The following is an 18,082-nucleotide window of genomic DNA, read 5'->3' as shown; positions in this document are numbered from 1 at the left end:
AGATCCCCGAAGCTCGCCTGGTCACTCGACGCCGAGCATCACGTAGTCGTACATGCTCTGGCCCTCGTTGTAGGCGATGTTCGTCACGCCCTGGCCGCGCATGAGCAGCGACTTGGCCCACACCACGGGAAGGATGGAGGCGTCCTCCATGACCTTCTTGTCCACGTCGACCCACAGCTTCTCGCGGGCCGTGGCGTCGAGCTCGGCCGAGGCCTGGTCGATCAGCGTGTTGACCTCGTCGACCTTGACGCTGAGGTTGTAGTTGCCCGCGGCGCGGATGGTACGGCCATCGACGATGGCCTGCATGAAGCCGTAGCCGTCAGGCCAGTCGGAGCCCCAGCCGTGGGTGGCCAGGCCGATGCCGTTCTTCTTCACGTACTCGACGTTACCCGCGTACTCGGAGAAGTAGCTGGAGGCCGGGAAGCCCTTGAGCGTGAGCTTGATGCCGACCTTGCTCAGCGCCTGCTCCATGGCCTCGGCCAGCGCCTTCTCGCGCGGGCGGTCGGCGCGGAAGGACATGGTCGTGGAGAAGCCGTTGGGCTGGCCGCAGGCGGTCAGCATCTCCTTGGCCTTGGCCACGTCGCCCTTGTTCTCCGGGGTCGCGTACAGGTCGAACTTCTCCTGGCCGACGATGGGCGGCGGCATGACGTTCGTCGCGATCTCGCCGCCGGCGAGCTCGCCACCGAAGGCGGTCTGGTTGGCCACGCGGTCTGCGGCGAACTGGACGGCCTTGCGGCAGTTCACGTTGTCCAGCGGAGGCGTGTCGGGGATGACGGACACGAACCAGAGCCTGGCGATGGTCGGGTTGTCCGTACGGGCCTTCAGCGCCGGGTCCGGCAGGACCTTGCCCAGCGCGGCCGGCTGCATGCCGGTGCCCGGGATGTCCAGGTGGATGTTGCCGGCGATGAGCTGGTTGTCGAGGTCGTCGGCGTTGACGTTGAGCTGGACCTCGATCCGGTCCGGCAGCGCGGGACGGTTCGGGTCGGTGGCGGGGTCCCACTGGTCGTTGCGGACCAGGGCGAAGCGCTTGCCGATCTCGTTGGTCTCGAACTTGTACGGGCCGGAGGAGACGACCTTCTCCCTGTACTTCGCGCCCGTGTCCTTGGCCTTCGGCACCGGGGCCGTCATCGGCATCTGGACGATGTAGTCCATGGACGCGAACGGCTTCTTCAGGTGGAAGACGACCGTCGTGTCGTCGGTCGCCTCGACGGCCGACTTGTAGTCGACGTCAGGGGACTTGTAGACGCCCTTGAAGTCCTTCGGCCACTCGAGCAGCTCGTTGAGGTAGGAGGGGCCGTGCGCGAAGGTCTCCTTGTCGAACGACCGCGCCACCGCGTAGGCCACGTCCTTGGCCGTGATCGGCGAGCCGTCCTCGAACTTCAGGCCACTCTTGATCTTGTACGTCCAGGTCTTGCCGTCTGCGCTGGGCGTGCCCAGCCCTTCGGCGAGGTCGGGGACGACGGTGTTGCCCTCGGGGCCGGGACCCGGCTTGTACATCGTCAGCGTCCGCCAGTAGAAGCGGCCGAAGTTGAACGAGTAGCCGTAGTAGGTGTCGCCCGGGTCGAGGCTGTCCCAGTCAGAGGAGTGCGCCGCCTTCAGCGTCCCTCCCTTCTTCGTCGAAGGGTTGAACACCTGGGTGAGCCCGGCGTTGAACGCGGGTTGCGCGGCGCCGCCGGTCGCCGACTGGGCGGGCTGCTGCGGCGTGCCGCCACCTCCGCCGCCACAGGCGGAGAGCACCAAGGCGAGCGCCGCTGTCGCGGCCGCCGCCAGTGCGGATTTCCTTCTCATTGACTAACCCCTTGTGAGTGAGTTGGGGGATGGAGCGTTGGCGAAGGTCAGTGCGCGCGCGGGTCGAAGGCGTCCCTCAGCCCGTCGCCGAACAGATTGAACGCCAGGACCGTGATGAAGATCGCCAGGCCCGGGAAGAGCACGAAATGCGGGAGCGTGTAGAAGCGCACCGCCTCCGAGAGCATGCCGCCCCAGGTCGGGGTCGGCGGGTTGATGCCGACGCCCAGGAACGAGAGCGCGGCCTCGAACAGAATGTTGGTCGGAATGAGCAGGGTCGCGTAGACCAGGATCGGCGCCAGGAGGTTGGGCAGGACCTCGCGGAACAGGATGTAGCCGTGGCGCGCCCCGAGGCTGCGCGCGGCGTCGACGAACTCGCGCTCGCGCAGCGACAGGGCCTGCCCGCGTACGATGCGGCCGATGCTGGGCCAGCTGAAGAAGCCGATGATGAAGACGAGCATCGCGATGCGCAGCCCGTTGCCCTCCAGGCCGAACCCCTTGTCGGGGACGACGCCGGCCAGCGCGATCGCGAAGACCAGCAGCGGGAAGGCGAGGAAGACGTCCATGAGGCGGCCGATCACCTGGTCGACCCAGCCGCCGAAGTAGCCGGCGACGACGCCCAGCGTGGTGCCGATGATGACCGACAGGATGGTGGCGAGGAAGCCGATCAGCAGCGAGATGCCCGCGCCGGCCACGATGCGGCTGAAGATGTCGCGGCCGTTGACCGGCTCGACGCCGAGCAGGTATTCGGTGCCCATGCCGCCGAAGTCGCCCTTGGGCAGGAGTGTGCTCTGGTCGATCTGATCCTGGTGGAACTCCAGCGGCGGGTGGCCGAGCACGGAGATGATGGGCGAGGAGAAGATCGCCACGAGGATCAGGAAGACGACGAACACGCCGCCGGTGAGCGCCACCTTGTCTCGCCTCAACCGCATCCAGGCGATCCCGGTGAGGGATCGGCCCTGGATGGCCTTGCCCGCTCCCGCGAGCACCGACTCCGGATGCGCTTCTGCGGCGGAACCGGAAACGTCTAGCGGTGCGGTCATGCCGAATTGCCCCCTGGATTCCAGACGACGTTGTCTGATGTCTACTGACTTTAGACCGCGTGTCGCGACCTCAGGAGGCAGAATCTATGGCCTGAGCTGCTATGACTAGTCCCTCAGGCCGCTATGTGGCTAATCTGTGATTGATGCGAAACTCATTCGTATTGATCTTGAACGAGATGTCCGGGAGACGTTCCGTTTGCGTCTCGGAACTGTGACAGAACCCCGATGTGGCCGGGGTTTCAGCTGATGCCGCGACGCTTGAGAAGGTCCTCGATGTCCGAAAAATCGTCCTCGCTCTTGCCCTCTTTCCTGCCGGTTACCGCAGGCTTCGGCTGCGCCGCGGCGGCCGCTTTGTTCGCGGTGGGCTGAACGGGCTGCTGCCGCGCGGGAGTGTCGGAATCGGCCCGCTTCTTGCCGGCGGCCAGTTTCCTGCCGCGCAGGACGCCGGACACGACGAACAGCACCACCGACAGCCCCGCGACGGCCACGCCGGCCCACACGATCGGGTTGAACACCAGGCTCGTCACGAAGCCGACGACGGTGGTGCCGATGGTCCACACCGCCTGCAGCGCCCCGGTCAGATAGGCGGCCAGCGGCAGCAGCGCCCACGCCGCCATCCGCATCCCCGACGCCGCTCCCCTGCGGCGGAACGCCATGAAGCTGAGCACCAATCCGACGGCGGTCACCCCGGCACACAGTGGCAGCCATGCGATCGCGTTGAAGGTCTCCATTTTTGCCGCCCCCTCGTAGTGGCTCCTGCCTCCATCCTGGCACGCGAACGCCCGCCCGCCTCCTCCGCTGGAACCACTTTTCCCTTAGGGGACGGCGGTCGGGCGGCCCGGGGATTCTCCGGGGATGCGGACCGGCCCGGGAGTTCTCCCCGCGACACGGAGCGGCCCGGGAGTTCTCCCCGCGACACGGAGCGGCCCGGGGATTCTCCCGGCGGTGGGGGGCGGTCTGGGCGACGGACGGCGCCTCGGTGAGGGAGGGCGGCGGCCTCAGTCAGGCCGGGAGGAGGGCGCGCAGGTGCGCGACCGTGACCGCGGTGAGGGAGGAGACCACCAGGCGGCCGGGCGCCAGCTCGATGGGCAGGAGGCTGGGGACCGCCACCACGGCGCAGCCGGCCGCGGTCGCGGCCGCCACGCCGTTCGGCGAGTCCTCCAGGACGACGCAGCGGACCGGCCGCACGCCGAGCAGGTCCGCGGCCGTCAGGTACGGCTCCGGGTCCGGCTTCGTACGGGAGACGTCGTCACCAGTGATGACGACGTCGAAGCGGTCCCTGCCGACGCTCTTGAGCACCGCGTCGGCGATGTCCTTGAGCGAGGAGGTGACCAGCCCCACGGGCAACCCCTCGGCGCGGACGGCGTCGAGCAGCTCGGCGGCGCCCGGCATCACGCGTACCCCCGCCGCCAGGCGCGCCACCATGCCGCCCGTCATCCACTCCCGGACGGTGGCGGCGGGCACGTCGGAGCCCGACACGGCGAGCATGTAGTCGACCGTCCGCTCCATGGACCCGCCGACCAGGTGGGCCTGATGCTCGGGCGTCCAGCGGGCGCCGAGCCTGGCCATCACCTCGGTCTCGATCTCCAGCCAGACCCGCTCGCTGTCGACCAGCAGCCCGTCCATGTCGAAGAAGACGGCTTCCATGCTCATTGCCTCACTCCGTTCGGCGGCTCGATCGCCATACGCCGCCACCTGCTCATGGCCTCACTCCGTTCGGCGGCTCGGTCGCCATACGCCGCCGCCTTCCCCCGCTCTGGTCGCTCCGCTCCCGCCGCTCCTCCAGACGACGGCACTCCCTCGCGGCCCCCGATCGGCGGTGCGTGCCCGGCATTCTCGCCGTCCGACCGTGAACGGCGAGCGACCCGGGGCGGGTCAGACGTTGAAGTATTTGGCCTCGGGATGGTGGGCGACCAGCGCGGAGGTGGCCTGCTCGGGGTGGAGCTGGAACTCCTCCGACAGCGTCACGCCGATGCGCTCGGGGCTGAGCAGCTGGAACAGCTGCACCTGGTCCTCGAGGTTGGGGCAGGCCGGGTAGCCGAAGGAGTAGCGGCAGCCCCGGACGTTGACCTTGAGCATGTCGTCGAGCGACTCGTCGCCGCCGACGCCCCACTCCGCGCGGACCCTGGCGTGCCAGTATTCGGCCAGCGCCTCGGTGAGCTGCACCGACAGGCCATGCAGCTCCAGGTAGTCGCGGTAGGCGTCCTTGGCGAACAGCTCGGCCGTGGCCTCGGAGATCTTCGAGCCCATGGTGGCCACCTGGAAGCCGACCACGTCGACCTCCCCGGAGTCCTTGGACCGGAAGAAGTCGGACAGGCACAGGTGACGGTCGCGGCGCTGGCGCGGGAAGGTGAAGCGGGTGCGCTCGTCGCCGTCGTCGCCGAGGACGATCAGCGAGTCGCCGTCGCTGACGCACGGGAAGTGGCCGTAGACGACGGCGGCCTCCAGCAGGCCCTCGGTCTGGATGCGCTCCAGCCACATGCGCAGCCGCGGCCGGCCCTCGGTCTCGACCAGCTCCTCGTAGCCGGGCCCGTCGCCGCCCCTGGTGGGCTTGAGCCCCCACTGGCCGAGGAACAGCGCCCGCTCGTCGAGGAAGGCGGAGTAGTCGGACAGCGAGATGCCCTTGACGACGCGGTCGCCGTAGAAGGGCACGGTCGGCACCGGGTTGTCGGCGGCCACGTCGGAGCGGGCGGGCAGCTCCTCGACCGGTGTGCGGGCGAGCACGGCACCGGTCTTGACGCGCCGCTCGCGCAGCGGCGGCAGCGTCGCGCCGGCGACGCCGCGCTTGACGGCCATGAACGAGTCCATCAGCCGCAGCCCCTCGAACGCGTCGCGGGCGTAGCGCACCTCACCCTGGAACTGCTCGGCCAGGTCCTGCTCGACGTAGGCGCGGGTCAGGGCGGCGCCGCCGAGGAGCACGGGATATTTCTGCGACAGGCCCCTGGAGTTCATCTCCTCCAGGTTCTCCTTCATGATGACCGTCGACTTCACCAGCAGCCCCGACATGCCGATGACGTCGGCCTTCTGCTCGTCGGCGGCCTCCAGGATGGCCGAGACCGGCTGTTTGATGCCGAGGTTGACCACCTGGTAGCCGTTGTTGGACAGGATGATGTCGACGAGGTTCTTGCCGATGTCGTGGACGTCGCCCTTGACGGTGGCCAGCACGATGCGGCCCTTCGTCTCGCCCTCGACGCGGTCCATGTGGGGCTCGAGGTAGGCGACGGCGGCCTTCATGACCTCGGCCGACTGCAGCACGAACGGCAGCTGCATCTGCCCGGAACCGAACAGCTCGCCCACCGTCTTCATGCCGTCGAGCAGCACGTTGTTGATGATCTCCAGGGCGGGGCGCTGCTCCAGCGCGGCGTCGAGGTCGGCCTCCAGGCCCTTGCGCTCGCCGTCGATGATGCGCCGCTTGAGCCGCTCCCACAGCGGCAGCGCGGCCAGTTCCTCGGCCCTGCCCGCGCGCACCGCGGCGGCGTCCACGCCCTCGAACAGGTCCATGAACTTCTGCAGCGGGTCGTAGCCGTCGCGGCGGCGGTCGTAGACCATGTCGAGCGCGACCTGGCGCTGCTCGTCAGGGATGCGCGCCATCGGCAGGATCTTGGAGGCGTGCACGATGGCGGAGTCGAGCCCGGCGTTGACGCACTCGTTGAGGAACACCGAGTTGAGCACCATGCGGGCGGCCGGGTTGAGGCCGAAGCTGATGTTGGACAGGCCCAGCGTGGTCTGCACGCCCGGGTAGCGGCGCTTGAGCTCGCGGATGGCCTCGATGGTCTCCAAGCCGTCGCGCCTGGTCTCCTCCTGGCCGGTGGCGATGGGGAAGGTCAGGCAGTCGACGATGATGTCCTCGACCCGCATGCCCCAGTTGCCGGTCAGGTCCTCGATGAGGCGGGTGGCGACGCGTACCTTCCAGTCGGCGGTGCGGGCCTGGCCCTCCTCGTCGATGGTCAGCGCGACCACGGCGGAGCCGTGCTCGCGTACGAGACGCATGATCTTCTGGAAACGGGAGTCGGGGCCGTCGCCGTCCTCGTAGTTGACGGAGTTGACGGCGGCGCGGCCGCCGAGCATCTCCAGCCCGGCCTGCAGCACCGCCGGCTCGGTCGAGTCGAGCATGATCGGCAGGGTGGAGGCGGTGGCGAAGCGGAAGGCCAGCTCCTTCATGTCTGCCACGCCGTCGCGGCCGACGTAGTCGACGCACAGGTCGAGCATGTGGGCGCCGTCGCGGGCCTGGTCGCGGGCCGTCTCCACGCAGTCGTCCCAGCGGCCCGCCAGCATGGCCTCGCGGAAGGCCTTGGAGCCGTTGGTGTTGCAGCGCTCGCCGATGGCCAGGTAGGAGGTGTCCTGCCGGAACGGCACGGTCTGGTAGAGCGAGGACGCGCCCGGCTCGGGGTGCGGGCGGCGGCGCGCGACCTCCTTGCCGCGCACCCGCTCCACCACCTGGCGCAGGTGCTCGGGCGTGGTGCCGCAGCAGCCGCCGACCAGGGACAGGCCGTAGTCGCGGGTGAACGTGTCGTGCGCGTCGGCCAGCTCCTGCGCCGAGAGCGGGTAGTAGGCGCCGTCGGCGGTCAGCACCGGCAGGCCGGCGTTGGGCATGCAGCTGAGCTTGAGCCGGGAGTGGCGGGCGAGGTAGCGCAGGTGCTCGCTCATCTCGGCGGGGCCGGTCGCGCAGTTGAGGCCGATGATGTCGACGCCGAGCGGCTCGATCGCGGTCAGCGCGGCGCCGATCTCGGAGCCGAGCAGCATCGCGCCGTTGGTCTCGATCGTCACCTGCGCGATGATCGGCACGTCGCGGCCCGCCGCCTCGGCGGCCCGCTTGGCGCCGATGACGGCGGCCTTGACCTGGAGCAGGTCCTGGCAGGTCTCGATGATCAGCGCGTCGGCGCCGCCCGCGATCAGGCCCGCCGCGTTGTCGCGGTAGGCGTCGCGGAGGCTGGAATAGGGCAGGTGGCCGAGCGTGGGCAGCTTGGTGCCGGGGCCGATCGAGCCGAGCACGAAACGCGGGTGGTCCGGAGTGGACCATTGGTCGGCGGACTCGCGGGCGATCCTGGCGCCGGCCTCGGAGTATTCGAAGACGCGATCGGAGATGTCGTATTCGCCGAGGGCGGCGAGGTTGGCGCCGAAGGTGTTGGTCTCGACGCAGTCGACGCCGACGGCGAAATAAGCGTCGTGGACGCCGCGCACGATGTCGGGCCGGGTGACGTTGAGCACCTCGTTGCAGCCCTCGTGACCGTGGAAGTCATCGAGCGTCGGGTCCTGGGCCTGAAGCATCGTGCCCATCGCGCCGTCGGCGACGATCACGCGTTGAGACAACACTTCTCGGAAGGACGGGGAGATGCTCATGGGCATAGAGCTTATCGGGTGCGCCCCGGGCCCTGTTCGAACCCACCATGAAGATCGTTCGAGTGGGTCGTGGCGGTATGTGCGGATGGGAGATGGTACGGGCGGTGCTCGCGTGAGCGAGGGGGCGCTAGTCTGCCGGTAGTCAATTGAACGTCGCGTCCAATTGGGGTCTCCATGGCCTATCGCACCGTGCTGGTCGGCACCGACGGGTCGGCCTCCTCCTTCCGTGCCGTCTCCGCGGCGGCGTCCCTGGCCGCTGCCACCGGCGCCGTCCTCGTCCTGGCCTGCGCGTACCTGCCCATGCGGGAGAGCGAGCGCGCGGCGGCCGCCGATCGGCTCGGCGAGCTCGCGTACAAGGTGAGCGGCTCCACCCCGGCCGACGACGCGCTGCGGGCGGCGCGCGAGCATGCCATCGCGGCGGGCGCCACCGACGTCCTGCTGACCGCCGAGCAGGGCGACGCCGTGGACGTGCTCGTCACGCTGGCCGCCAGGCACCGCGCCGACCTGATCGTGGTGGGCAACCGCGGGCTCAACAGCCTGGCCGGACGGCTGCTCGGCTCCGTGCCCTCGGGCGTCTCCCACCGTGCCTCCTGCGACGTGCTGATCGTGCACACCACCGAGGGCGGACGCTGACCCGGCACACGCGCGGGATGCCGCCCAACCCTGAATCTGCGCGAGCGCATCGTGAGGAGGGAATCACGCCGCGTGAAGGACACCGGACGCGGCACACGGAGACGGCGGACGGCGCGGCAGGAAGGACCGCACGCGGCGCGACATGAAGGCAGCGGGCGGCACCAGAACGGCGGGCGCAATGTGGGGTGCCGTTTGGCTCGACACGCCCGCGTTCGGGGCCTTGTGGGCGGAGCGGCATCGGAGGGGGCGGCCGGTTTCGCCGCTGGGCCGGGATCCGGTGGAGGCGGCGGCCCGGGCATGCGGGGCGGGGCGTTCGAAGGGAGATCGGTGACGCTGACGCCTCCTTACCGCATAGGCTAAGCGGGACGATGGAGAGAGGAGGCGACACGTGATTGAGCTCGAAGGGCTCCCCGAGCTCGTCGACCCGGTGCTCATAGCCGCGTTCGAGGGGTGGAACGACGCGGGCGAGGCCTCCAGCGGCGTGATCGCCCATCTCGAATCAGCGTGGAAGGCCGAGCCCCTCATCGCGCTCGACCCCGACGACTACTACGACTTCCAAGTGACGCGTCCCGTGGTCGAGATGAACGACGGGCTGACCCAGTCGATCGTCTGGCCGACGACGCGGCTGCTGCGCGCCCGCCCCCCGGGCAGCGAGCGCGACGTCGTGCTGCTGCGCGGCATCGAGCCCAACATGCGCTGGCGCTCCTTCTGCGCCGACATCATCGAGATCTGCCGCGAGCTGGGCGTCGAGCTGGCCGTGATGCTGGGTGCGCTGCTCAACGACTCGCCGCACACCCGCCCGGTGCCCATCCTCGGCGGCGCGACCGACGCGACGCTGGCCCGCTCGACCGGCCTCGAGCTGAGCCGCTACGAGGGCCCGACGGGCATCGTCGGGGTGCTGCAGCACGCGTTCGGCCAGGCCGGGCTCGATGCGATCTCGCTGTGGGCCTCCGTGCCGCACTATGTGGCCCAGCCGCCCAACCCGAAGGCCACGCTGGCGCTGCTGCGCCGCATGGAGGACGTGCTGGAGATGCCGATGCCGCTCGGGGACCTCGACGAGGAGGCCCTCGCCTGGGAGCACGGCGTCGACGAGCTGGCCTCGCAGGACACCGAGGTGGCCGAGTACGTCAAGGAGCTCGAGGAGCGCAAGGACGCCGTCGAGCTGCCCGAGGCCAGCGGGGACGCGATCGCCGCCGAGTTCGAGCGCTACCTGCGCCGACGCGACAGCGACACCGACGGCTGACGTCCACGGCAGCACCGCGAGCCTCTCCCGCCGCGACACTGACAGCTAACCCTCAGGGATTAAAACCGACAATTTTTCGCGATTTCGGGTAATAATCGGGGACCATACAAGATTGCAACCAAGTTGGGACCCCAGACTCACGCCTTCTATCCCGATAAACGCAAAAAACTCGGCTTCGCGCCGTGATGCCTACCCACTGACCGCGCACGTTAGGCACGCGATGGCGACTTCCCATGTAGACCCGCACCAAAGAAGTCAGGACACCCGGCGGCGCATCCTGGAGATGGCCGTCTCCCTCAGGGAGGACCGCACAGGCGGTCCTGTGGACCACTTCCTCGCCCTGCTCCAGGACCGGCTTCCGCTCTGGCTTAGCATCCTTCACGATCTAGCCCACAGCACTGGAAAAGGGTGCGTATCAGACAATCTTCTGCCGATTGCGCGAGCGGGCATTGATTACTACATCGATGTGCAGAGCGCGGCGCTGCCCGCGTTCACCTCGCCCAACGTGACGGTCCGTTTCCGCCAGGCCATCAAGGACACCGGGCTCGGCCCTTATACGGAGACCGCGCCGCTGGCCGCCTACCTGGCGGCCGAGCAGCGCCTGGGACGGGTCCGGTCCGACGTCGACCCGGACGCCAGCGCCCGGCTGCTGATCGCGGGCTGCTTCCACCGGGCCTACATCGAGATGTTCGTCGGCGCCGACGCGAGCCCGTCGCGTGAGGCGAGCGCCCGGGAGATCGTGCGCGAGCTGCGTCTCGAGCCCGTCCCGGCCACGCCCGCCGTAGCTTGACGCCCTAGGCCGCCGTAGGACCAGTTCGTCCTAGGGCGACCCAAGCCCTACGACGACGCCCGGGCGGTCTGCGGCACGGTGCGGCGGCCGCGCAGGGCCTCGTCGTAGCGGTGCCAGATCAGCGCCGCCACGTCCGGGTCGGCGCCCAGCGGCTCGCTCACCAGTCCCGCGCCCGCCGCCGCCAGGCGGTCGTGGAAGAAGCCGGGCGCGAGCACGTACGAGGCGATCGCCACGCGGGCGGCCGGCGTCGAGCCGAGCCGCTCCATGGCCTCCTCCAGCGACGGGGAGCCGGCCGAGGCGAAGGCCGCCGTGACCGGTCGCGCCAGGCGTACCGCGAGCTGGTGGGCGGCGGCGCGGACGTCGGCGAGGGCGGCCGGGTCGGAGGAGCCGGCCGCGCCGAGCACGACCGCGTCCGTGGCGCGCAGCCCCGCCCGCGCGAGCTTGCGGGCCAGCACCGACGTCAGCAGCCGGTGCGGGCCGAGCCAGCCGGCCACCACCGCGTCGGGGCGGTGCTCGGCGATCACCTCGGGCAGGTCGATGTGGACGTGGTAGCCGCCCGCCAGCAGCAGCGGCACCACGACCACGGGGCCGGGTACGGCGGGGAGCACGTCGGACAGCAGGGGCGAGCTGATCTCCAGGTAGCTGAGCTCGACCCGCTGCCCGGGACGGGCCCTCCTGACCGTCTCCGCCAGGGCGGACAGGGTCTCCTCCCCCGCGGAGCTGCGTGTTCCGTGTGCGGCCAGGACGAGTGCCGGCGTCACATCCCCACCTCGTACTGGCAGGCGAGCCGGTAGCCGCGCTTGACGACCGTCTCGACGATCCCGCTCGGGCCGAGCGCGCGGCGCAGCCGCGTGATGGCCATCTCCACGGCGTGCTCGGCCGAGTCGCGCGCGATGCTGCCCGGCAGCACGGTACGCAGCTCGGCGCGGGACACCACGTGCCCCGGCTTGTCGGCCAGCCGCTTGAGCACCGCCATGGGGGCGGGCGGCAGGGGGCGCAGCTCGCCGTCCACGACCACGGCGTGGCCGCGGATCTCCAGCTGGTGCTCGCCCGCCAGGAGCCTGGTGACGCCGTGCTCGGGCAGGTGCCTGGCCAGGGCGCGGGCCAGCGCGCCGAGCCGCGAGCGCTCCGGCTGCAGCGTCGGCACGCCGCGCGAGACCAGCGGCTCGGCGGTGACGGGCCCCACGCAGGCGGCCACGACGGACCCGCTGAACGCCGCCAGCAGCGCCTCCTCCAGCCCCTCCGCGCGCGCCGCGCCCAGCATGGCGTGCACGGCGGGCGCGCTGGTGAAGGCCACCGCGTCGACCGAGCCGGAGATCGTCTGGCTGATGAGGCGGCGCAGCGGCGAGATGTCGCGGTACGGCAGCCACCGGTAGACCGGGATCTCGATCACCTCGGCGCCCGCCTGGCGCAGCTCGGCCACGAACTCGCTGAGCGGCTCGCCGTGCTGCTGCACCGCGATGCGCCGGCCGCGCAGGTCCTGGGCGAGGAGGTACTGCTTGACCTCCTGGCACGACTCGGTGGCGGGGGTCCAGTAGTCGTTGAGCCCGGCGGCCCGCACCGCTCCTCTGGCCTTCGGCCCGCGGGTGAGCAGGCGGCTCGTGGTCAGGTGCTCGCCGAGGTCGGCCGACAGCCCCCAGCCCTCGGCGGCGGCCATCCAGCCGCGGAAGCCCACGCCCGTGGTGACCACCACGTCGTCGAGCGGCGCCTCCAGGGCGAGCCTGGTGGCGGCGAGCAGGTCGGTGTCCTCGGCCAGGGGGACCAGCCGGATCGCGGGCGCGCTGACCACACGCGCGCCGCGCCGCTCCAGCAGCGCGCCGAACTCCTCGCGGCGCCGCGTGGCGGTCACGCCGATGGTGAAGCCCGACAGCGCGTCGGGCGCTGTTTCCGGGGACGAGATGCCCTCTAGGGGGAGCGCACTCATACCGTCACCTCCAGGTGTTCAAGGATGCCTGGCCGGGCCCCGAGCACTCGGCCAGGCATCACAGGCGCGTGTGACGCAAGTGAGATCACCCTCCGATACTGCTTTCGGGTGGTTTCGCCCCTGAGTCTCTTCTGTTACCGCTGTGCTACAAGGCAGGACCTTCGCGGTTGGCTCGCGCGATCGCGGGAAACGTTCGTCGTGACGACGCCGCCTATCGGGGAGTGACGGGTGACGGTCCGGCCTATTCGCACGTTCGATGATCCGGTGCTCCGTTCGGTCGCGGAGCCGGTCCGCGACTTCGATCGGGAGCTGCGGCGGCTGGTCAAGTCGCTGACCGCCACGATGCGGGCGGGAGCCGGCCGAGCCGGGCTGTCGGCCCCGCAGATCGGGGAGCCGGTGCGGGTGGTGGTCTACGCGTACGACGGCAGATCAGGCCATCTGGTCAATCCGCGGCTGGAGCTGTCGGAGCGGCGGGTCACCGCCGACGAGGCGTGCCTGTCGGCGCCCGGCGTGTGGTGGCCGCTGGAACGTTCCTACATGGTCACGGCGCGTGGCCGCGACATGTTCGGCAAGCCGATCACGATGAGGGCGCTGGGCATGCTGGCGAGGGTGCTGCAGCACGAGGCCGACCACCTCGACGGCGTGCTGTTCAGCGACCACCTCGAAGCGGCCGAGCGGGAACGGTTTCTCGCGGCGGCTCTGCCGGCAGGGTGAGCTCACGCCGCTGCACCGGGTCGGTGCCACCCCACACGCCGTACGCCTGCCGCGTGGCGAGCGCGTACTCCAGGCACGGCTCACGTACGGGGCAGCCGTCGCACACCGCCTTGGCCCGCTCGACCTGCGACTGACTCGGCCCTTCCATGGAGATCGGGAAGAACAATTCCGGGTCCAGGTCGAGGCAGGCGGCCCTGCGGGTCCAGTCGAGCATCATCATCATGACCTTCGCGCCTACCCATGCGTTCGGGGGTCATACCAGCAAGAAACCTGCTCGCTGGACTGCCGCCCCGCTGTCGTGCCTGGTCCAGGCGGTAGGTGCGGTCCCTGCTACCTGTGGTGGACCGTGAACGCGGCCCACCACATCGGCGGTCGACTCAGCAGATTTCTCATCGGACCTCGGCGAGCAGCCGGTCCCAGTCGGACAGGAACCTGCCGAGCCCGTAGCGGGCCAGCGCCGCCGCCCGCGCCGCCTTGCCCGCCTGCGCGGCGCTCTCGGGGTCCTCGACGAACGCGTGCAGCGCGCCGGCCAGCACGTCCACCTTCGTCGACAGCACCCCGGCCTCCTGCGGCACCGCCTCGATCGCCTCGGTGGCGGCCAGCGCCACCACCGGCAGGCCCAGGGTCATGGCCTCGATGAGGGCCAGCCCGAGCGAGGTCCACCGGTACGGGTGCAGGTAGACGCGCCTGCGGGCCAGCTCGGCGTGCATGAGGTGCTGCGGCAGGTCCTCGTGGGTTCCGTACGGCAGCCCGGCCACCTTCATGCCGAACACGTCGAGCGGCACCCGCTCGGCGAAGCGCGGCAGCAGGTCGGTCCCGGCGACCCTGGTGCGGCGAACCGGCTCGTTGACCACGACGGCGGCCCGGGGCAGCTCGCCCGTGTACAGGTGGCCGGGGTCGGGGACGCCGTGCTCGATGACGCGCGTGGGCGCCCTGCCGTTGTCCCAGTACAGCTCGTTGAAGTGGGTGACGTGGACCAGCGTGATGTCGCTCCGGTCCGCCAGCGGGTGCCGGGTGCGCGGCACGTCGCCGGCCGGGGTGTTGTGCTCGACGTACACGCCGGGCACGTCGCGGCCGAGCCATTCCCGGGCCAGGCCGATCTCGTGCGGCCGCTGGTAGACGGCCACGTCGACCGGCTCGTGGCGGAGCCGGTCCCACGGGACCTCGCGGGCGGCGTCCGGCCAGTCGAAGGTGTCCGCGCGTCCCCGGCCGTCGGGACCACGGCCGGGGACGAGAGGCAGCGCGTACTCGTGCCCGCCCCGGATGAAGGCGCTGGTCCACGAGCCGTGCACGTGCCAGATGAGGATCCTCACCAGCGGCTCCAGCCCATCGCGCGGGCCCACGGCGCCGAGACGCGAGCTCCGGCGGGCACAGGGCTCTCGACGTCGCTGAGCACGCGGTCCACGACGTCGGTCAGGTCGTCGGCGACCTCGGGGGCCTGCTCGATCTCCTCCGGCCGCGTCACCTCGGTGGGGACCAGGATGCCCCTGGCTCCGGCGGCCCTGGCCGCCTCCATGTCTCTGCCTATGTCGCCCACGACCACGCAGTCGCGGGGGCTGACGTCGAGCACGGCGGCGGCCCTGATCACGAGTCCGGGCGCGGGTTTGCGGCAGGTGCAGCCGTCGGCGTCGTCGTGGACGCAGATCGCCCACGCGTCGAACGGCCCGAGCAGCTCCTCCACCCTGGCGTTCACCTGGTCCATCTCGTCGGGGGACACCAGGCCCTTGGCCACGCCGGACTGGTTGGTCACCACGGCCACCGGCACGTCGGCGCGGCGCAGCCGGCACAGCGCCTCCTCCGCCCCCGGCATGGGCTCCACACGGCGCGGATCGCCGTTGTAGGGCACGTCCCTGATCAAGGTCCCGTCCCGGTCGAAGAGCACGGCGCCGGGACGTCGCTTTTCGAACACCTTTCACCTCCGTCGCATGTCCGGCAGCTACCCGGGGGCAATCCCGGCAAACAACTACTTAGCGTGACCAAGTGCAGGCGACTGCGCCTGTTTCCGCATCTCCTGGGCTTGCCGGATGTTTGGGGACCGCTTCTCTCGGTAGCGGTTCTCGACATCGCGTGGGGGAGGAAGCATGAGATTTCTCGGCATCAACGCGATCTTCCACGACCCGGCCGCCGCCCTGGTGGCCGACGGGAGGATCGTCGCCGCGGCGGAGGAGGAGCGCTTCAGCCGCCGCAAGCACGGCAAGCGGCCGCTGGCGTTCTCGGCGTGGGAGCTGCCCGAGCAGGCCGCCGCCTGGTGCCTGCGCGAGGCCGGTCTCGCCCCCGAGGACATCGATGTCGTGGCCTACTCCTACGACCCTTCCCTGGTCGTGCGGCGGCCGGAGGGCGAGTGGGAGGACCTGCGCACGAAGTACGCGGTGCGCGCTCCCCTGTTCCTGGCCACCGCGCTGCCGGGCCTGGACCCGGGGCGGGTCGCGTACGTGCCGCATCATGTGGCCCACGCCGCCTCGGCGGGGCTGGCCGCCCAGTGGTCAACGCAGGGGCGCGACTGCGCGGTGCTGGTGTGCGACGGCCGGGGCGAGAACGTCTCGCACCTGGCGGGCCGCTACCGCGACGGCGAGCTGGAGGCGCTGGCCACGCAGGAGCTGCCGCACTCGCTCGGCCTCATGTACGAGGACGTCACCGAGCACCTGGGCTTCCTGCGCTCCAGCGACGAGTACAAGGTGATGGCGATGGCCTCCTACGGGGAGCCCCGTCACCTGGAGGCGCTGCGCGAGGTCATCTACACGACCGGCGACGGCGGGTTCCGCGTCGAGCCGGTCGACTGGAACGTGTACGCCAAAGCCCTGTCCAAGGGCACCCCGTGGACCTCCGACCACGCCGACCTGGCCGCCAGCGTGCAGGCCCGGCTGGAGGAGGTGCTCATGGAGCTGGTGCGCTGGCTGCACGGGCGGACCGGCGAGCGGCGGCTCGCGCTGGCCGGCGGCGTCGCGCTGAACTGCGTGGCCAACACCAGGCTGCTGGCCGAGGGGCCGTTCGACGAGGTGTGGGCACAGCCCGCGGCGGGCGACTCGGGGACAGCCCTCGGCGGGGCACTGCACCTGGCGCAGGCCTACGGCGAGCCGGCCGGCCCCATGCCGACCGCGGCGCTGGGGCGCGGCTTCACCGACGAGGAGCTCGGGGCGTGGCTGGACGTGGCCAAGGTGCCGCACTCCCGGCCCGCCGACCTGGCCGCGGCGGTGGCCGCCGAGCTGGCCGCCGACAAGATCGTGGCCTGGTTCCAGGGACGGGCCGAGTACGGGCCGCGCGCACTCGGGCACCGGTCGCTGCTGGCTCATCCGGGGTACGCGGGCAACACCGAGCGGCTCAACGACGTCAAGGGGCGCGAGCAGTTCCGGCCGATCGCGCCGATGGTGCTGGAGTCGCGGGCCCGCCAGATCTTCGGCCGCGGCCCCGTGCCGTCGCCGTACATGCTGTTCGTGCACGACGTGCAACCGGACTGGGCGGCGCGCATCCCGGCCGTCGTGCACGTGGACGGGACCGCGCGCATCCAGACCGTCTCCCCCGCCGCCGAGCCGCTGATGGCGCGGGTGCTGACGGAGTTCGAGGCCCGCACGGGGCTGCCGGTGATCGTCAACACGAGCCTGAACACCGCCGGGCGGCCCATGGTCGACGATCCCCGTGACGCGCTCGAATGCTTCGGGTCCGCACCGGTGGACGTCCTCGTCCTCGGGCCGTACCTGGTGCGGCGCGGGGAGGTGCTCGCTTCGTGATCACCGTCGTGATCCCCACCATCGGACGGCCCACGCTGCGGGACACTCTGGCGGCGGTGGACTCCGGGGTGCCGGTGATCGTGGTGGACGATCGCCACGCGGTTACGGATCGCGCTCGCGTGGGTACTTTCCGTTCTGGCGGTGGCAGCCACTCGAAGGAGCAGGGCGTGACGCCACTCGCCGTTTTGTCTGATCTACCCGAGCATGCACGAGTCGTCCGATCTGGTGGCCGGGGGCCCGCGGCCGCCCGCAACGCCGGCTGGCGGGCGGCGGACACGCCCTGGGTGGTGTTCCTCGACGACGACGTGATCCCCCAGCCGGGGTGGGCCGAGGCGATCTGGAAGGACCTGGTGGACCTGCCCGAGGACGTGGCGGGCAGCCAGGGGCGCATCGTGGTGCCGCTGCCGTCCGATCGCCGGCCTGCCGACGGCGAGCGGCACACGGCCGGGCTCATGGACGGGCTGTGGGTGACGGCCGACATGGCCTACCGGCGGGCCGTGCTGGAGGCCGTCGGCGGGTTCGATGAGCGGTTCCCGCGGGCGTACCGGGAGGACGCCGACCTCGCGCTGCGGGTGACGCGGGCGGGGTACGGGCTCGTGCGCGGCGAGCGGATGACGGCTCATCCGGTCCGCCGGGACGGGTTCTGGGCCAGCGTGCGCTTCCAGCGGGGCAACGCCGACGACGCGCTGATGCGGCGCCTGCACGGGCCCGGGTGGCGCGCGGTCACCGGGGCCGGGCGCGGCCGGATCCGCGTGCACGCCGTGACGACGGCGGCCGGGCTGGCGGCGGTGACGCTGGCGGCGATGGCCACCCGGCGCGCCGCACGGCCGGACAGCCTTCCGCTCGCCGGACGGGATCGGCGGGCCGGGGGGCGTGGGGCGGCGG

Annotated in this window: 16 protein-coding genes; 6 read left to right on the top strand and 10 right to left on the bottom strand. The window is 70.9% G+C overall.

Going from position 1 to position 18,082, the window contains the following annotated elements:
- Window positions 1-21: 21 nt before the first annotated feature.
- From EJK15_RS39045 to metH, 5 genes are all read right to left on the bottom strand, one after another.
- Complete coding sequence (locus EJK15_RS39045) at window positions 22-1,788, bottom strand: ABC transporter substrate-binding protein (protein ID WP_171074780.1); 1,767 nt, start codon at window positions 1,786-1,788, stop codon at window positions 22-24.
- Window positions 1,789-1,835: 47 nt separating this feature from the next.
- On the bottom strand, window positions 1,836-2,828 hold the full coding sequence (locus EJK15_RS39040; protein WP_138715506.1) for an ABC transporter permease: 993 nt from the start codon (window positions 2,826-2,828) through the stop codon (window positions 1,836-1,838).
- Window positions 2,829-3,067: 239 nt separating this feature from the next.
- The gene (locus EJK15_RS39035; RefSeq protein ID WP_138715505.1) at window positions 3,068-3,559 is read right to left on the bottom strand and encodes a cellulose synthase; all 492 of its coding nucleotides are present in this window, start codon (window positions 3,557-3,559) and stop codon (window positions 3,068-3,070) included.
- Between the two features lie 271 nt (window positions 3,560-3,830).
- Window positions 3,831-4,481 (bottom strand): HAD family hydrolase, encoded by a 651-nt coding sequence (locus EJK15_RS39030; protein ID WP_338089912.1) that lies wholly within the window; start codon window positions 4,479-4,481, stop codon window positions 3,831-3,833.
- A 222-nt stretch (window positions 4,482-4,703) separates the two neighbouring features.
- Complete coding sequence (gene metH, locus EJK15_RS39025) at window positions 4,704-8,168, bottom strand: methionine synthase (protein WP_138715504.1); 3,465 nt, start codon at window positions 8,166-8,168, stop codon at window positions 4,704-4,706.
- Between the two features lie 174 nt (window positions 8,169-8,342).
- Between metH and EJK15_RS39020 the strand changes: the two genes are divergently transcribed.
- From EJK15_RS39020 to EJK15_RS73195, 3 genes are all read left to right on the top strand, one after another.
- Entirely contained in the window at window positions 8,343-8,801 is a 459-nt protein-coding gene (locus tag EJK15_RS39020) for a universal stress protein (RefSeq protein WP_138715503.1), read from the top strand.
- A gap of 388 nt (window positions 8,802-9,189) precedes the next feature.
- The gene (locus EJK15_RS39015; RefSeq protein WP_138715502.1) at window positions 9,190-10,044 is read left to right on the top strand and encodes a PAC2 family protein; all 855 of its coding nucleotides are present in this window, start codon (window positions 9,190-9,192) and stop codon (window positions 10,042-10,044) included.
- A 466-nt stretch (window positions 10,045-10,510) separates the two neighbouring features.
- On the top strand, window positions 10,511-10,834 hold the full coding sequence (locus EJK15_RS73195) for a TetR/AcrR family transcriptional regulator C-terminal domain-containing protein (RefSeq protein WP_138715501.1): 324 nt from the start codon (window positions 10,511-10,513) through the stop codon (window positions 10,832-10,834).
- A 47-nt stretch (window positions 10,835-10,881) separates the two neighbouring features.
- Here EJK15_RS73195 and EJK15_RS39005 read toward each other — a convergent pair whose 3' ends face one another.
- A complete protein-coding gene (locus EJK15_RS39005) occupies window positions 10,882-11,595 on the bottom strand; it encodes a sirohydrochlorin chelatase (RefSeq protein WP_138715500.1) in 714 nt (237 codons plus the stop codon).
- On the bottom strand, window positions 11,592-12,758 hold the full coding sequence (locus tag EJK15_RS39000; protein WP_138715499.1) for a uroporphyrinogen-III synthase: 1,167 nt from the start codon (window positions 12,756-12,758) through the stop codon (window positions 11,592-11,594). The genes EJK15_RS39005 and EJK15_RS39000 overlap by 4 nt, the downstream gene beginning before the upstream one ends.
- Before the next feature lie 228 nt (window positions 12,759-12,986).
- Between EJK15_RS39000 and EJK15_RS38995 the strand changes: the two genes are divergently transcribed.
- The gene (locus tag EJK15_RS38995) at window positions 12,987-13,472 is read left to right on the top strand and encodes a peptide deformylase (protein WP_138715498.1); all 486 of its coding nucleotides are present in this window, start codon (window positions 12,987-12,989) and stop codon (window positions 13,470-13,472) included.
- On the opposite strand, the gene EJK15_RS38990 is transcribed toward EJK15_RS38995, so the two are convergent.
- From EJK15_RS38990 to EJK15_RS38980, 3 genes are all read right to left on the bottom strand, one after another.
- Window positions 13,408-13,695, bottom strand: a complete 288-nt coding sequence (locus EJK15_RS38990) for a WhiB family transcriptional regulator (protein ID WP_276615476.1) — start codon at window positions 13,693-13,695, stop codon at window positions 13,408-13,410. The two genes, EJK15_RS38995 and EJK15_RS38990, sit on opposite strands and share 65 nt — an antisense overlap.
- 166 nt (window positions 13,696-13,861) lie before the next feature.
- A complete protein-coding gene (locus EJK15_RS38985) occupies window positions 13,862-14,785 on the bottom strand; it encodes a glycosyltransferase (RefSeq protein ID WP_171074778.1) in 924 nt (307 codons plus the stop codon).
- Window positions 14,782-15,381: a D-glycero-alpha-D-manno-heptose-1,7-bisphosphate 7-phosphatase gene (locus tag EJK15_RS38980; protein WP_240777491.1), complete on the bottom strand. Its 600-nt coding sequence runs from the start codon at window positions 15,379-15,381 to the stop codon at window positions 14,782-14,784. The genes EJK15_RS38985 and EJK15_RS38980 overlap by 4 nt, the downstream gene beginning before the upstream one ends.
- A gap of 172 nt (window positions 15,382-15,553) precedes the next feature.
- Here EJK15_RS38980 and EJK15_RS38975 point away from each other — a divergent pair, with 172 nt between their 5' ends.
- Together EJK15_RS38975 and EJK15_RS38970 are read left to right on the top strand one after the other, a co-directional pair.
- Entirely contained in the window at window positions 15,554-17,197 is a 1,644-nt protein-coding gene (locus tag EJK15_RS38975) for a carbamoyltransferase family protein (RefSeq protein WP_138715496.1), read from the top strand.
- The coding region (locus EJK15_RS38970) for a glycosyltransferase family 2 protein (protein ID WP_240777490.1) at window positions 17,194-18,082 on the top strand (889 nt) is incomplete at its 3' end. The genes EJK15_RS38975 and EJK15_RS38970, both read left to right, overlap by 4 nt.

This window comes from Nonomuraea basaltis, assembly GCF_005893125.1.
GTDB classification, from domain to species: domain Bacteria; phylum Actinomycetota; class Actinomycetes; order Streptosporangiales; family Streptosporangiaceae; genus Nonomuraea; species Nonomuraea basaltis.
This window is presented reverse-complemented; position numbering and strand designations above follow the sequence as displayed.

Coding starts and splice junctions, on each gene's coding strand:
- EJK15_RS39045 (WP_171074780.1), bottom strand. CDS start 1,788: ATGAGAAGGAAATCCGCACTGGCGGCGGCCGCGACAGCGGCGCTCGCC.
- EJK15_RS39040 (WP_138715506.1), bottom strand. CDS start 2,828: ATGACCGCACCGCTAGACGTTTCCGGTTCCGCCGCAGAAGCGCATCCG.
- EJK15_RS39035 (WP_138715505.1), bottom strand. CDS start 3,559: ATGGAGACCTTCAACGCGATCGCATGGCTGCCACTGTGTGCCGGGGTG.
- EJK15_RS39030 (WP_338089912.1), bottom strand. CDS start 4,481: ATGAGCATGGAAGCCGTCTTCTTCGACATGGACGGGCTGCTGGTCGAC.
- metH (WP_138715504.1), bottom strand. CDS start 8,168: ATGAGCATCTCCCCGTCCTTCCGAGAAGTGTTGTCTCAACGCGTGATC.
- EJK15_RS39020 (WP_138715503.1), top strand. CDS start 8,343: ATGGCCTATCGCACCGTGCTGGTCGGCACCGACGGGTCGGCCTCCTCC.
- EJK15_RS39000 (WP_138715499.1), bottom strand. CDS start 12,758: ATGAGTGCGCTCCCCCTAGAGGGCATCTCGTCCCCGGAAACAGCGCCC.
- EJK15_RS38990 (WP_276615476.1), bottom strand. CDS start 13,695: ATGATGATGATGCTCGACTGGACCCGCAGGGCCGCCTGCCTCGACCTG.
- EJK15_RS38975 (WP_138715496.1), top strand. CDS start 15,554: ATGAGATTTCTCGGCATCAACGCGATCTTCCACGACCCGGCCGCCGCC.